A 13,726-nucleotide genomic window follows, 5' to 3' on the forward strand; every position below is an offset into this window, starting at 1 on the left:
GGCCGACCGGGCAAGGAGAGCGGCATGGACCTCAACAGCGACCTCGGCGAGGGCTTCGGCCAGTGGACCCTCGGCGACGACGACGCCCTGCTCGGCGTGGTCACCAGCGCCAACGTCGCCTGCGGCTTCCACGCCAGCGACGCCGCGATCATGCGGCGGGTGTGCGCGAAGGCGGTCGAGTCCGGGGTCGCGATCGGCGCGCAGGTGGGCTACCGCGACCTCCCCGGCTTCGGCCGCCGGTTCATCGACATGGAGCCCGAGGCGCTCACCGCCGACGTGGTCTACCAGGTCGGCGCGCTGCAGGCCTTCGCCCGGATCGCCGGCGACCGGGTCCGCTACGTGAAGCCGCACGGGGCGCTCTACAACGCGATCGTGCACCACGAGGAGCAGGCCGCCGCGGTGGTCGCCGCGGTCGTCGCGCTCGACCCGACCCTGCCGGTGCTGGGGCTGCCGGGCTCGGCATGGCTCCGGCTGGCGGCCGAGGCCGGGCTGACCGTCGTGCACGAGGCGTTCGCCGACCGCGCCTACACCCCGGAGGGCACGCTGGTGTCCCGCCGGCTGCCCGGGGCGGTGCTGCACGACCCGGCCGAGATCGCCGCCCGGTGCGTGGCGATGGCCGCCGGCGAGCCGGTCCGGGACGTCGAGGGCGGCGAGCTGACCCTCACGCCGGGCTCCATCTGCGTGCACGGCGACACCCCGGGCGCGGTCGAGATCGCCCGGCAGGTGCGCGCCGCGCTGACCACCGCCGGGGTCGCCCTGACCCCGTTCGCCTGATGCGGCTGCTCCCCAGCGGCAGCGCCGCGCTGCTGGTCGAGCTCGACGGGCTCGACGACGTCCTGGCGCTGTACGCCGCGCTGGCCGACGCCCCGCCCGCCGGCGTCGTCGACGTGGTGCCCGCGGCCCGCACGGTGCTGCTGGTGACCGACCCGGCGCGCACGACCCTGGCCGCGGTCGCCGACGCCGTGCGGACGACGGTCCCCCGCCCCGGGGACCGGCAGCACGGGGAGACCGTCGAGCTGCCGGTGCACTACGACGGCGCCGACCTCGCCGACGCCGCCGACCTGCTCGGGCTCACCCCCGGCGAGCTGGTCGAGCGGCACACCGGGGCGGCGTGGACCGTCGCCTTCTGCGGCTTCGCGCCCGGGTTCGGCTACCTGGTCCAGCCCGGGGGCGCCTGGGACGTGCCGCGCCGGTCGACCCCGCGCACGAAGGTGCCGCCGGGCTCGGTCGCGCTGGCCGGGGAGTTCAGCGGCGTCTACCCGCGCGAGTCCCCCGGCGGCTGGCAGCTCATCGGCCGCACCGACGTCGCCGTCTTCGACCTGGACCGCGACCCGGCGGCGCTGTTGCGACCGGGCACCCGGGTGCGCTTCGTGGCGGCGTCGTGAGGGGGACGTCGTGAGCCTCACCGTGCTGGCCCCGGGCCCGCTGACCACGGTGCAGGACGAGGGCCGGCCCGGCCAGGCCGCGCTGGGCATCGGCCGCTCCGGCGTCGCCGACCGCGCCTCGGCCCGGCTGGCCAACCGGCTGGTGGGCAACCCCCTCGACGCCGCCGTGCTGGAGGTGACCCTCGGCGGGCTCGCCGTCCGCGCGGACACCGACCTGCTCGTGGTCACCACCGGCGCCCGCTGCCCCGGCTCCCCGCACGACGCCCCGACCCTGCTGCGCGCCGGTGCCGAACTGCGGCTGGGCGCCCCGGCCGCCGGGCTGCGCACCTACCTCGCGGTGCGGGGCGGGATCGCCGTCCCGCCGGTGCTGGGGTCGCGCGCCACCGACGTCCTGGCCGGCCTGGGACCGGCGGTCGTCGCCGCCGGGGACGTGCTGCCGGTCGGTGCGCCGGCCGCACCGCTGCCCGGGGTCGACCTGGCCGCGGTGCCCGACCCCTCGGCCGGCGACCTGACCGTCGCGGTCCTCCCCGGCCCGCGCGCGGACTGGTTCGGCCCCGCCGGCTGGAGCGCGCTGACCGGGCAGCGGTGGAGCGTCACCAGCGAGAGCAACCGGGTCGGGCTGCGACTGGACGGCGTCCCGCTGGAGCGGCTGCGCGCCGGGGAGCTGCCCAGCGAGGGGATGGTCCGCGGCGCGCTGCAGGTGCCCCCGTCGGGCACGCCGGTGCTCTTCCTCGCCGACCACCCGGTCACCGGCGGCTACCCGGTCATCGGCTACGTCACCGACGCCGACGTCGACCGGTGCGCCCAGCTGCGCCCCGGCCAGGGCCTGCGGCTGCGCGCCGGCTGACCGTCGCCGCCCGGTCGGGTGCGGGGTCGGCGAAGACGCCCCGGGGCTGGACGCCGGGGGCCCGGCCCGGTAGACCACTGCCGTGACCAGCACGGACGGCGCCGCGGGACCGGTGCTGGCGGTCAAGCTCACCGTCCCCCCGCCGCCGGCCTCGCTGGTGCCCCGCCCGCGGCTGACCCGCCGGCTCGACGCCGCACGCGACGTCCCGGTGACGACGGTGACCGCCGGGGCCGGTGAGGGGAAGACGACCCTGCTCGCCGCCTGGGCGTCCGCGCAGCCGGCCGGCTCGCTGGCCTGGGTGACCCTCGACGCCGCCGACGACGACCCCGGCCGGTTCTGGGCGCACGTCGTGGCCGCCCTGGCCGCGGTGGCGCCGGCGGCCACCGCCCGGGCCGCCGCAGCGCTGGCGGTGCCGTCGGTCGACCCGCTCGCCGTCGCCGTCCCCGAGCTGCTCAACGGGCTCGCCGCCCACCGCGGCCGGCTGGTGCTCGTGCTGGACGACGTGCACGAGGTGCCCGCCGGGCCGGTGACCGAGGGGCTGGACTTCCTCGTCGACCACCTCCCGGCGCCGCTGCACCTGGTCCTGGGCAGCCGCTCGGCACCGCCGGTGGGCGTCCCGCGGCTGCGCGCCCGGGGCCGGCTGGCCGAGGTGGGCACCGCGGACCTGCGGCTGACCGGCGGTGAGGCCCGCGAGCTGCTGTCCCGGCTGGTGCGCGGGGTGCCCGACCCCGCCGCGGTGACCGGCCTGCTGCGCCGCACCGAGGGCTGGGCGGCCGGCCTGGTGCTGGGCGGGCTGGCGCTGCGCGACCGGGCCGAGGGCCGCACTCCGCCGGAGCCGCCCGGTGAGGGGACGGCGGTGGAGTACCTGACCGCCGAGGTGCTCGAGCGGTTGCCGGCGCAGAGCCGGGACCTGCTGCTGTGCGCCGCGGCGCTGGACCGGGTGTCGGGGTCGCTGTGCGACGCGGCGCTGGACACCGCGGGCTCCACCGCCCGGCTGGCCGCGCTGGACCGCGACGGCGTCCTGGTCTCGGCCACCGGCGGCGGCTGGTACCGGGCACACCCGCTCGTCCGGGCGGCCGTGCTGCGGGCGGCGGACTCCCCCGCCCGGGTCGCGGACCTGCAGCGCCGGGCCGCCGACTGGTCGCTGCAGCACGGGCTGCCCGAGGAGGCGGTGCGTGCCCGGCTCGCCGCCGGGGACGCCCCGGGGGCCGCCGCCGTGCTCGTGGCGCACGCCGCCTGGTTCATCGCCGCCGGGCGGGTCGGGGTCTTCGCCCAGCTCGGTGACCGGCTCGGACCACGGACCACCCTCGACGTCCCGCTGCTGGTCTCCCTGGCCTGGGCCGCCGGGGTCACCGGCCGGCTGGAGCGGGTCCCGGGGCTGCTGGACCGGGCCGAGCGCGCCCTGCCCGACGCCGACCCCGGGTACCCCGGCTTCGCCTCGAGCGCCGGGGCGATCGCCGCCCTGCGGTCGGTGTACGGCAGCACCGGCGACCCGGCCGCCGCGCGGGAGAGCGCCGTCCGGGCGGTGGACGTCGAGACCGACCCGGCGCTGCCGGGCTGGGTGGTCGCGCGGGTGGCGCTGGGCGGCGCCCTGCTCGCCGCCGGCACGCCCGCCGACGCGCGCGCGGTGCTGGAGGCCGCCTGGAGCGCACCGGCGGTCGAGGTGCTGCCGGCCTCCTCACGGCTGGAGGTCGCCGGGCTGCTGGCCTGGTGCCGGGCTGCCTGCGGTGACGCCGACGCCGCGGCGGCGCTGCTGCGCACGACCGCGGCCGAGGCCGCCGCCGTGGAGGAGCAGCTCGCCGACGCCGCGGCACCGGCCGTCGCGCTGCTGCACGCCACCGGCGCGCTGCTCGACGAGCGGGCCGGCGACCTCACCGGCGCCCGGCGGCGGTCGGCCCGGGCGGCCCGGCTGGTGGCGGTGCAGGCCCACCCGGCCGTCGCCGCGCTGGTCCTCGTGGCCGCGGCCCGCGTCGCCGTGGCCACCCGTGAGGGCGCAGCCGCGCTGGCCCTGCTGGACCAGGCCCGCGAGGCGGTCGCGGACACCGCGCTGGACCTGTCCGGACCGATCGGCGAGCTCACCCGGCAGGCGGGCGGCCTGGCCGCCGAGCACAGCCGGGCGGTGCTGGCCGAGCCGCTCACCGACCGGGAGGTGTCCGTGCTGCGCGCCCTGGCCGGGCCGCTGACCCGGCGGGAGGTCGCCGGCGAGCTGCACCTGTCGGTCAACACGGTCAAGGGCCACGTGGCGAGCCTCTACCGCAAGCTGGGCGTCGACTGCCGGGCGGACGCGGTGCGGCGGGGACGGGAGCTGGGGCTCGGCTGACCCCGGGTGGCCCGGCCGGGTGGGTGGTGCGCGCCCACCCGCCCCCGCGGGACGGTGCCGGCACCACCGACCGAGGAGCAGCCGTGACCCAGCCCGCTACGACCACCGCCCGCCCCGCCGACTGGCCGCCCGGGGCGACCTCGACGGTCACCGACCTCGACGGCCCGGTGCACTGGCTCGACCTCGGTGGCCCGGCCGGCGCCCCGGTGCTCGTCGCGGTGCACGGCCTGGGCGGGTCGGCGCTCAACTGGGGGCTGCTGGGCCCGCGGCTGGCCGGGACGCACCGGGTGCTCGCCGTCGACCTCTTCGGGCACGGGGGCAGCGGGCTGCCGGTCTCCCGCCGGGGCCTGGCCGCCGACCGCCGGATGCTGTACCGCTTCCTCACCGAGGTGGTCGGTGCCCCGGTGGTGCTGCTCGGTCACTCGATGGGCGGGGTGCTCGCCCTCCAGCACACCGCCGAGCACCCGGACACCGTCGACCGGCTGGTGCTGCTCGCCCCGCCGGTGCCCGGCGGGCAGGGCCGGCTGGACGTCGCCCTGCTGGCCCGGCGGGCACTGCTCCGGCTGCCCGGGGTCGCCGCCGCGGTGCGGCACCGGCTGGCCGCGCTCTCCCCCGAGCAGGTGGTCGACCAGCAGCTGCGGCAGGCGACCCTGCACCCCGAGCGGGTGCCGGCCGAGGCGGTCGCCGCCTCGGTGGCCGAGACCCGGCGGCGGGCCGGCCGGGCGGACGCCGCCGGTGCCCAGGCGCAGCAGTGGGCCGGGATCGTCGACACCATGGCGCTGCTGGGCCACGCCGGGTCCTGGCGGCGGACGCTGGCCGCCGTCGACGTCCCGGTGCTGTGGCTGCAGGGTGCCGAGGACCCCCTGTCCCGTGCCGACCGGGCCGCGGCGCTGGCCGCCACCCGGCCGGACTGGGCGTTCCGGGTGCGCGCGGGCGCCGGGCACCTGCTGGCGCTGGAGGACCCCGCGTGGACCGCCGAGCAGGTCGACCGCGAGCCGGCCCGCGGGGTGGGCGGTCAGCCCTGCCGCGAGACCTCGTAGGCCGAGCCGCCGCGGAGCCGGGCGCGGGCGGCGACGGCCAGCGGGGCCAGCACCACGCCGTCGCGGGCGAGCCGGGCGCGCAGCTGGCGGCGGTGGGTGAGCACCCCGACGAGCCCGATCGCCCAGAACACGTACTGCACGGCGAAGGCGGCCCGGAAGGCGTCCAGCGAGTAGGCGGTGGAGCTGCCCGGCGTCATCAGGTCGAGCACGAAGCCGATGGCCAGCACCGTGAGCAGCGAGGCGATGAACCCACCGACGTTGACCACGCCGCTGGCGCTGCCGGAGCGCTCGACCGGGTTCTCGGTGCGGGCGAAGTCGAACCCGATCATCGAGCCCGGCCCGTTGGTGGCCAGCACGACCACCAGGAGGACGAGCAGCCACAGCGGCGCCCGGCCCGGCCACGCCAGGACGACGGTCCAGGTCGCCGCGGTGAGGCCGAGGATGCCGAACACCAGGTTGGACCGGCGCAGCGGCCACCGGGAGACCAGCCGGCCCAGCAGCGGCGCGAAGCCCATGCCCACCACCACCAGCAGGCTGAGCAGGGTGGCGGCGACGCCGGCGGACAGCCCCTGGCCGGTGGTCAGGAACGGGTAGCCCCACAGCAGCGCGAAGACGGTGCCGGAGAACTGGGTGACCAGGTGGGTGAACAGCCCGATCCGGGTGCCCGGCTCGCGCCAGGTGTCCACCAGGTTGCGGCGCACCTGGGCCATGCCGGCCGCCGGGGCGGGGACGGCGCCGGGCGGGGCGTCGTGCAACGCGGCCAGCACGAGGACCGCGGCCAGCACGCCCATCGCCGCCGCGCCGAGGAAGGTGGGCTGCCAGCCGGCGGAGTGCAGCAGCCGCACCAGCGGGTAGGCCGCCGCGATCTGCCCGAGCTGGCCGATGATGCCGGTCAGCTGGGTGACCACCGGGACCGTGCGACCGGGGAACCACAGCGACACCAGCCGCAGCACGCTGATGAACGTCATCGCGTCGCCCGCGCCGACCAGCACCCGGGCCACCACCGCGGTGGGCACGTCGGTGGCCAGCGCGAGCACCAGCTGGCCCACCGACATCGTCAGCGCGCCGGCCAGGATCATCCGCCGCGAGCCGAACCGGTCCAGGGCGATGCCCACCGGCACCTGCAGCCCGGCGTAGACCGCGAGCTGCAGGACCAGGAACAGCGAGACCGCCGACGCCCCGGCGGAGAACCGCTCCTGCGCCTCGACCCCGGCCACGCCGAGGGAGGCGCGCTGGAAGATGGCGACGACGTAGGCGAGGAGGCCGACCGCCCACATCGCATAGGCGCGCGAGGACGGCCGGGTGTCAGTCACGTACGAGGACGACGCCGCCGCGCGCCCGGTGCTTCCCGGACGGGCTGTGCGGTTGCTCACCCGTCCAGGACGGCCCAGCCGTGGGCGTCCAGCCGGACGGCGCCGCCGCGCACCTCACCCGCGCCGGCCAGCACCGCGCCCGCGCCCGGTGCGGGCAGCGTGGCCGGGGTGTCGGCGAGGTTGAGCGCCACGACGAGCCGGCCGCCGTCGCCGGTCACCTCGTAGCTGAGCTGCCGGTTGTCCCGGTGCAGCATCGTCGTGCGGGCGGTGTGCAGCCAGCGGTGCCGCCGGCGCAGGCCGATCAGCTGCTCGTGCAGCCGGAAGGTCGGCTCCCCGAACGGCGCGAGCTCCTCGGGGCTGTCCGGGAACGGCGGTCGCACGGCGTCGTCCCCACCGGCCCGGTCCTCCTTGACCCCGGTGAACGCCTGCTCGTCCCCGGCGTAGACCGACGGCGTCCCGCCGACGGTGAACAGCACGGCGAGGGCGTGCGGCAGGTGGCGCGGGTCGGTGAGCCGGCTGGCGATCCGGGTGACGTCGTGGTTGCCGACGAAGGTCATCGGCACGAACGTGTCGAGGAAGCCGTCGTGCCGGCCCAGGGCGTGCGCCAGCTCGTGCAGGTTGCCGTCGTTGAGCGAGCTCCAGACGGCCTTCCACAGCTCGTACTGGGTGACGGAGTCCATGCCCGACTCGGTGACGATCCGGGCGTAGTCGCCGTGGATGACCTCCCCGACGACGTAGGCCTCCGGGTGCGCCTCGCGCACCCGCGGCAGCACCGTCGCCCAGAAGGCGGGCGGGACGGCGTAGGCGGCGTCGAGCCGCCAGCCGTCGGCACCGCGGTCGAGCCAGTGGGTCATGACCTCGGCGACCCAGTCGGCGACCACGGGCGCGGAGTGGTCGAGGGCGACCAGCTGGTCGTGGCCCTCGAAGGTGTCGTACCCCGGCACCACGCCGGGCTGCCAGTCCGCGGGCCAGCGCAGCCGGAACCAGGCCGCCGACGGCGCCTCGGGCCCGCGCTCGACCACCGCGGTGAAGGCCGGGTGCTGACGGCCGACGTGGTTGAAGACGCCGTCGAGCAGCACCCGCAGGCCGCGGGCGTGCGCCTCCTCCACCATCTCGTCGAAGTCCTCGTCGTCGCCGAGTCGGGGGTCGATGCGGCCGTGGTCGACGGTGTCGTAGCCGTGCGTGCTGGAGGCGAACACCGGGCCCAGTGCCAGGCCGTTGGCGCCGAGCTCGACGGCGTAGTCCAGCCAGTCGGTGACGTGGCCGAGCCGGGAGGTGACGACCTCGGTGGCCTCCTTCTCCGCGCCCACGAAGCCCAGCGGGTAGACCTGCCACCACACCGCGTCCTGCACCCAGTCGGGCATGTCACGTCTCCAAGTGATCGAGGCTCACTAGCGCAACTGACCGTACCTCACTAGCGTTGCCACCGTGCCCCGGACCGATCGGCTCCCCCGCCGGCGACTGGACCCCGAGCAGCGGCGGACCGCCATCCTCGACGCCGCGCGGGAGTCCTTCGCCACGGCGCCCTACGCCGCGGTCAGCGTCGCGGGCATCGCCGCGGCCGCGGGCTCGTCGGAGGCGCTGGTGCACCGGTACTTCACCAGCAAGACCGGGTTGTACGTGGCCGTGGTGACCGAGGGCATCGACGAGCTGCTCACCCGCCAGGTCGCCGCCGACACCGCGCTCGGCCCCCGGGCGGCGCCCCGGCTGCGGCTGGCCACCTCGATCGAGGTCTACCTCGAGGTCATCAGCAACTCCCCCGTCGGCTGGGCGGCGCCGCTGCGGGACGCGCACTCCGACGTGCCGGCGGCCGCGGAGCTGCGTGCCCGGGCGCGCGACCGCTACGTCGAGCTGCTGCGCGGCATCCTCGGGCTGGCGGCGGACCCGGTCGCCGACCACGCGCTGCACGGCTACCTCGGGTTCCTCGACGCCGCCTGCCTGTCCTGGGTGGGTGCCGGCTGCCCGCCGGCCCAGCGCGCGCCCCTCGTCGCCATGGCGGTGGCGGCGCTGGCCGGGGCGCTGGACGCGGCGGGCGCGGCGCACGCCCTGTCCTGAGCTCACGCGTGCTGCCGCACCCAGTCGAGCAGCTCCTCCCAGGCCGCGGTCGACGCCGCGTCCGAGCGGCGCAGCACCGTCGTCGTCCCGGCGTCGTCCACGCTGAGGGTGCTCGTCCCCGCGTCCCGGGCCCGCCCGTCGTCCTCGGGCGGGACCTCCTGCCGGACGGCGGCGAGGAGGGCCCCCAGCCGATCGGCGTCCGCGGCGGGCAGGTCGGCGGCGTCCACCACGAGCGGCGGGCGCCCCAGCTGCAGGGCCGCCGCGAAGCCGCCGGAGGTCGCGAGCGACACCCTCATCCCGGCTGCACCCCGACGCCGGCCCAGGCCGCGGCCACCGCCTCCCGCGCGTCGGCGCCGTACAGCGCGGCGGCCTGGGCGACCGTGGTGGCGGCGAAGGCGGCGAAGTCCGCCGTCCGGGACGACGCCAGCAGCGCGGCGTACCAGATCTGCGCCGGGCCCTCCCACGACCGGCCCCCCATGCCGGTGGCGGCCAGGTAGAAGGCGTGGTTGGGGATGCCGGAGTTGACGTGCACCCCTCCGTTGTCGCCCTCCTCGGTGTCGGGCAGGTCGACGTAGTCGCGCAGGTGACCCGGCTGGGGGTCCTTGCCGAGCAGCTCGTTGTCGTAGGCCTGCCCCGGCGCCCGCATCGACCGCAGCGCGTCGGCGCCGATCGCCGGGGTGAAGACGTCGGCACCGATCAGCCAGTCGGCGTCAGCGGCGGTCTGGCCCAGCGACCACTGCTTGACCACCGAGCCGAAGACGTCGGACACCGACTCGTTGAGCGCGCCGGACTGCCCGGAGTACTCCAGACCGCTGGTGTACTCGGTGACGCCGTGGGTCAGCTCGTGGGCGATCACGTCCAGCGAGCCGGTGAAGTCGGTGAACACCTCGCCGTCCCCGTCGCCGAACACCATCTCCTGCCCGTCCCAGAAGGCGTTCTGGTAGGCCACGCCGCGGTGCACGTAGCCGTCCAGGCGCATGCCACGGTCGTCGATCGAGTTCCGGTCGTGCACCTGCCGGTAGTAGTCGCGAGTGGTGCCGAAGCCGTCGAACGCGGCGTTCACCGAGGGGTCGGCCGAGACCGGGCCGTCCTCGGTGCGGGCCACCACCGCGGTGGCCAGGTCGGTGCGGTGCTGGCAGTCGGAGATCGTCCGGCGGGCCTGTGCCGGTGGCGGGCTGCCCACCTGCGAGGCGCGCACCACCCGCTCACCGCGCAGCCGGGTCGTGGTCAGCAGGGTGCTCAGGGCGGCGGCGCGCACACCGGCGTCCCGGCTCTCCAGCAGCCGCTGCAGCAGGAGCGGCGGGACGATGCAGGACGCTCGGCGGTCGGTCACGCACCCAGCGTGGCCCAGCACACGTCCCGGGGCACCCCGGACGCGGCCTAGGGTTGGTGCACGTGACAACGGTCGACGCCCAGCGCTCCCCCACCCGCCCGCTGCTGGTGCCGGTGCTGGTCTACCTGGCGATGCTGGTGGCGGTCATCAGCAGCCTGGGCGCGCCGCTGGTGCCGGCGATCGCCGAGGCCAACCACGTCTCGGTGCCGAGCGCGCAGTGGTCGCTGACCGTCACCCTGCTCGTGGGCGCGGTGGCCACCCCGGTGATCGGCCGGCTCGGCGACGGCCGGCACCGGCGCACCGTGGTGCTCGTCGTCCTGGCGGTGGTGCTGGCCGGCAGCGTGCTGGCCGCGCTGCCGCTCGGGCTGGGCTGGCTGATCGGCGGTCGCGCGCTGCAGGGCCTGGGGCTGGGCCTCACCCCGCTGGCGATCGCGACCGCCCGCACCGCGCTGAGCGGGGAGCGGTCCCGGTCGACTGTCGCCGCCCTGTCGGTCACCGTCGCCGCCGGGGTGGGCCTGGGCTACCCGCTCACCGGGGCTATCGCCGAGGCCGGTGGCGTGCACGCCGCGTTCTGGTTCGGCGCCGCGGCCAGCGCGGTCGCGCTGGCCGCCGCGGCGGTGGTCTACCCGGCCTCCCCCGACGTCCCGCCGCGCCGGCTCGACGTGCTCGGTGCGCTGCTGCTCGGCACCGGGCTCGCCGCCGGGCTGCTGGCCCTCGGCGAGGCGGAGGACTGGGGCTGGACGTCACCGCAGGTGCTGGGGCTGGCCGCCCTGACGGTGGTCGCGCTGGCCTCGTGGGTGGTCTGGCAGCTGCGCGCCGCGGCCCCGCTGGTCGACCTGCGGCTGGCCCGCAGCCGCGACGCCGCCACCGCGCACGGCACGGCGCTGCTGGTCGGCCTGGCGAACTACCTGCTGCTGTCGTCGGTGCCGCGGCTGGCCCAGGAGCCGGTCGCCGCGGGCGGCTTCGGCACCTCGATCGTGGTGGCCGGGCTGATCCTGCTGCCGTTCTCCCTCGCCAGCTTCTCCGCCAGCCGGATCGCGTCGCGGCTGGACCGCTCGCACGGGCCCCGCGTGGTGCTGCCCCTGGCCGCCGTGGTGCTCGGGGTCGGGCAGCTGCTGTTCGGCCTGCTGCGCGACGAGCTCTGGCAGCTGTTCCTGGCGATGACCGTCGTGGGCCTGGGCGTGGGCATCATGTTCGCCGCGCTGCCCGGGCTGATCGTGGGTGCCGTCCCGAGGTCGGAGACGGGCAGCGCGATGAGCCTCAACCAGGTGATGCGCTACGTCGGGTTCTCCGTCGGCAGCGCGCTGTCGGCCACCGTGCTCGAGGCCGCCACGCCCGCGGGCGCCGCCTTCCCGCCCAGCAGCGGCTACTCGACCATCGCGTGGGTCGGCGTGGGCACCTGCGTCGCGGTCGGCCTGCTCACCAGCCTGCTGCCGAGCCGCCGCGCCCTGCGGCCGGAGCCGGTGCGGGAGCCCTCCGCCGCCGAGGCGGCCGACGTCGCCGCCGCCCCGCACGACCCGACGGCGCGCTGAGCCCGGTCAGGCCGGGCGGCCCTCCAGCAGGGCGGTCATCGCCGGGAGGTCGAAGAAGGCGGCCGTCGCGCGGGCGCTGGGCTGCCCGGCGTCCGGGTCGGCGCCGGCGGCCAGCAGGACGCGGACGGTCTCGGCGGACTGCTTGAACACCGCGGCCGCCAGCGGTGTCTGGCCGCGGTCGTTGTACCGGCCGTGCTCCGCACCGCGCGCCAGCAGCGCGGCGACCGTCTCCGGGTGGCCGTGGTAGGCGGCCAGCAGGAGCAGGGTGTCGCCCTTCTCGTTCGTGAGGTTCGCGGGCACCCCGGCGTCGACGTAGGCGGCGAGCTCCTCGGCCTCGCCGGCGCGGGCCAGCCCGAACACCCGGACGGCGAGGTCCAGGACGCCCTGCTCGATGGGCTCCTGCCGCTGCTCGATCGGTTCGCTCACGCGTCGAGCTTAGGAGGCGGGCCCGGTCGTGCACCGGGCCCGCCTCGCACGCCTCAGCGGACGGCGACCCGGTCGGTGAGGGCCAGCACGTGCTGCCAGGCGTCGTCACAGGCACCGGCCCACTCGCCGAACGCGCGGTCGAAGAACGAGTGCGGGGCACCGTCGTAGACCACGTCGTCGACGTCGGCGCCAGCGGCGCGCATGGTGGCCGCGAGCTCCAGCTGGTCGGCGAGCGGGGTGACCGAGTCGCCACCGGCGATGAGCATCACGACCGGCTTCCGCGCCGCGTGCGCGGCCTCCCCGACCCGGCTGGGCTGGCCGTAGAAGCCGGCACTGCCGGCCAGGTCCACGTCGGCGGCGGACTGACGCCAGGCGTGGCTGCCGCCGAAGCAGAAGCCGACCGTGACCACCGGCAGGTCGGGGCGGGTGCGGCTGCGCAGGTACTCGATGCCGGCGGTGGTGTCGGCGTCGATGCCCTCGGGGGTGGTCTGCGGGATGTGCGGCTGCCAGTCGAAGTCGTCCGCGCGGGTGCCGGTCTCGGCCAGCCCGGCGGTGCGGCCGAAGTAGTCGACGGCGACCGCGGGCAGGCCGGCCTCGGCGAACCGCTCGGCCAGCGCGACGTAGTAGGGGTGCAGGCCGCGGATGTCGGGGAGGATGACGACCCCGGCGGTGGCGGGGCCGGCCGGTGCGGCGTAGGCGGCGGAGAGCTGGTTGCCGTCGGCGGCGGTCAGCTCGAGGGTGCCGCGCTCGGCGACGTCCCCGGAGCGGGGCGGCGCGGGCGGGCGGCTGTCGTGGTCGTGGCACATGCCCCGTGTCTACCTGCGCACCGCACCGGCCGCGCGACGGGCCCCCGGGCTCAGGCCTCGGTGGTCTCCGCGACCACGGCCGGGTCGCCGCCGAAGACGCCGGCAGCGACCTCGCGGCGGGCGTCGGTGAGCCACAGGTACTGCCGGTGGGCCTGGTCGATGAGCGACTCGACGAGCACCGGGTCGATCCGGCGGTCCACCGTCGCGGCGATCCGCAGCGTCTCGAAGCCGCTGCGCTTGCCGCGCACCGCCGAGGCGAGGAACTCGAACTCGACCAGCCCGGACAGCGGCGACCGGGTCAGCACGTGGCCGTTGAGCTTGAGCCGGCTGGCCTTCTCCGCGATCCAGACCGCGACCTGCTTGTACTGGCGCACCGGCAGCTCGAGCGCCCCCGCGATCGCGGTCAGGTCCGTCTTCTCCTGGCGCAGCTCGTCCAGCAGCTGCCGCAGACCCGCCTCGTGCACGCTCCCCCGGTTGGCCCCGATCATCCGGGTGACCAGCTCGATGCCACCGGCCGCCGAGGCGATGTGGTCGTTGAGGTAGACGGCGAGCAGCTCGGGGTGGGCGACCGCACCGGTCGGGGCCGGGGACTGGGACACAGGGACTCCTCGCAGGTGGTGCCGGATCGGCCGGGTCATCATCCCCCGCGCACACCGCCCACGGAACCGG

General features: G+C 77.1%; 14 protein-coding genes. 7 read left to right on the forward strand and 7 right to left on the reverse strand.

The window, feature by feature from the left end:
- Positions 1-24: 24 nt before the first annotated feature.
- The 5 genes from KUM42_RS02260 (at position 25) to KUM42_RS02280 (ending at position 5,592) form a co-directional block, all read left to right on the forward strand.
- On the forward strand, positions 25-774 hold the full coding sequence (locus tag KUM42_RS02260; protein ID WP_237494702.1) for a LamB/YcsF family protein: 750 nt from the start codon (positions 25-27) through the stop codon (positions 772-774).
- Positions 774-1,385, forward strand: coding sequence for an allophanate hydrolase subunit 1 (locus KUM42_RS02265; RefSeq protein WP_237494703.1), 612 nt, complete (start codon positions 774-776; stop codon positions 1,383-1,385). Before KUM42_RS02260 ends, KUM42_RS02265 begins: the two co-directional genes overlap by 1 nt.
- A 10-nt stretch (positions 1,386-1,395) precedes the next feature.
- Positions 1,396-2,232, forward strand: coding sequence for a biotin-dependent carboxyltransferase family protein (locus KUM42_RS02270; protein WP_237494704.1), 837 nt, complete (start codon positions 1,396-1,398; stop codon positions 2,230-2,232).
- An 82-nt stretch (positions 2,233-2,314) separates the two neighbouring features.
- The gene (locus KUM42_RS02275; protein WP_237494705.1) at positions 2,315-4,552 is read left to right on the forward strand and encodes a LuxR C-terminal-related transcriptional regulator; all 2,238 of its coding nucleotides are present in this window, start codon (positions 2,315-2,317) and stop codon (positions 4,550-4,552) included.
- 83 nt (positions 4,553-4,635) lie between these two features.
- Positions 4,636-5,592 (forward strand): alpha/beta fold hydrolase, encoded by a 957-nt coding sequence (locus KUM42_RS02280; protein ID WP_237494706.1) that lies wholly within the window; start codon positions 4,636-4,638, stop codon positions 5,590-5,592.
- Here the strand turns inward: KUM42_RS02280 and KUM42_RS02285 are convergent.
- Positions 5,568-6,905, reverse strand: a complete 1,338-nt coding sequence (locus KUM42_RS02285) for a nitrate/nitrite transporter (protein ID WP_237494707.1) — start codon at positions 6,903-6,905, stop codon at positions 5,568-5,570. The two genes, KUM42_RS02280 and KUM42_RS02285, sit on opposite strands and share 25 nt — an antisense overlap.
- Before the next feature lie 56 nt (positions 6,906-6,961).
- The gene (locus KUM42_RS02290; protein ID WP_237494708.1) at positions 6,962-8,269 is read right to left on the reverse strand and encodes an alpha-amylase family glycosyl hydrolase; all 1,308 of its coding nucleotides are present in this window, start codon (positions 8,267-8,269) and stop codon (positions 6,962-6,964) included.
- Positions 8,270-8,333: 64 nt separating this feature from the next.
- Between KUM42_RS02290 and KUM42_RS02295 the strand changes: the two genes are divergently transcribed.
- Positions 8,334-8,960, forward strand: coding sequence for a TetR/AcrR family transcriptional regulator (locus KUM42_RS02295; RefSeq protein WP_237494709.1), 627 nt, complete (start codon positions 8,334-8,336; stop codon positions 8,958-8,960).
- Between the two features lie 2 nt (positions 8,961-8,962).
- On the opposite strand, the gene KUM42_RS02300 is transcribed toward KUM42_RS02295, so the two are convergent.
- Both KUM42_RS02300 and KUM42_RS02305 read right to left on the reverse strand, forming a co-directional pair.
- Positions 8,963-9,256, reverse strand: a complete 294-nt coding sequence (locus tag KUM42_RS02300) for a protealysin inhibitor emfourin (RefSeq protein ID WP_237494710.1) — start codon at positions 9,254-9,256, stop codon at positions 8,963-8,965.
- Positions 9,253-10,293, reverse strand: coding sequence for a M4 family metallopeptidase (locus KUM42_RS02305; RefSeq protein WP_304610735.1), 1,041 nt, complete (start codon positions 10,291-10,293; stop codon positions 9,253-9,255). Before KUM42_RS02305 ends, KUM42_RS02300 begins: the two co-directional genes overlap by 4 nt.
- A 62-nt stretch (positions 10,294-10,355) precedes the next feature.
- Between KUM42_RS02305 and KUM42_RS02310 the strand changes: the two genes are divergently transcribed.
- Positions 10,356-11,825, forward strand: coding sequence for an MFS transporter (locus KUM42_RS02310; protein WP_237494711.1), 1,470 nt, complete (start codon positions 10,356-10,358; stop codon positions 11,823-11,825).
- A 6-nt stretch (positions 11,826-11,831) separates the two neighbouring features.
- Here the strand turns inward: KUM42_RS02310 and KUM42_RS02315 are convergent, their stop codons facing one another.
- From KUM42_RS02315 to KUM42_RS02325, 3 genes are read right to left on the reverse strand one after another with little or no spacing between them, the layout of a single operon-like run.
- Complete coding sequence (locus KUM42_RS02315; protein ID WP_237494712.1) at positions 11,832-12,251, reverse strand: ankyrin repeat domain-containing protein; 420 nt, start codon at positions 12,249-12,251, stop codon at positions 11,832-11,834.
- Positions 12,252-12,304: 53 nt separating this feature from the next.
- Positions 12,305-13,057, reverse strand: coding sequence for a dienelactone hydrolase family protein (locus KUM42_RS02320; protein ID WP_237494713.1), 753 nt, complete (start codon positions 13,055-13,057; stop codon positions 12,305-12,307).
- Positions 13,058-13,107: 50 nt separating this feature from the next.
- Positions 13,108-13,656: a hypothetical protein gene (locus KUM42_RS02325; RefSeq protein WP_237494714.1), complete on the reverse strand. Its 549-nt coding sequence runs from the start codon at positions 13,654-13,656 to the stop codon at positions 13,108-13,110.
- Between the last annotated feature and the right edge of the window lie 70 nt (positions 13,657-13,726).

This window comes from Modestobacter sp. L9-4 (assembly GCF_019112525.1).
Taxonomy (GTDB): domain Bacteria; phylum Actinomycetota; class Actinomycetes; order Mycobacteriales; family Geodermatophilaceae; genus Modestobacter.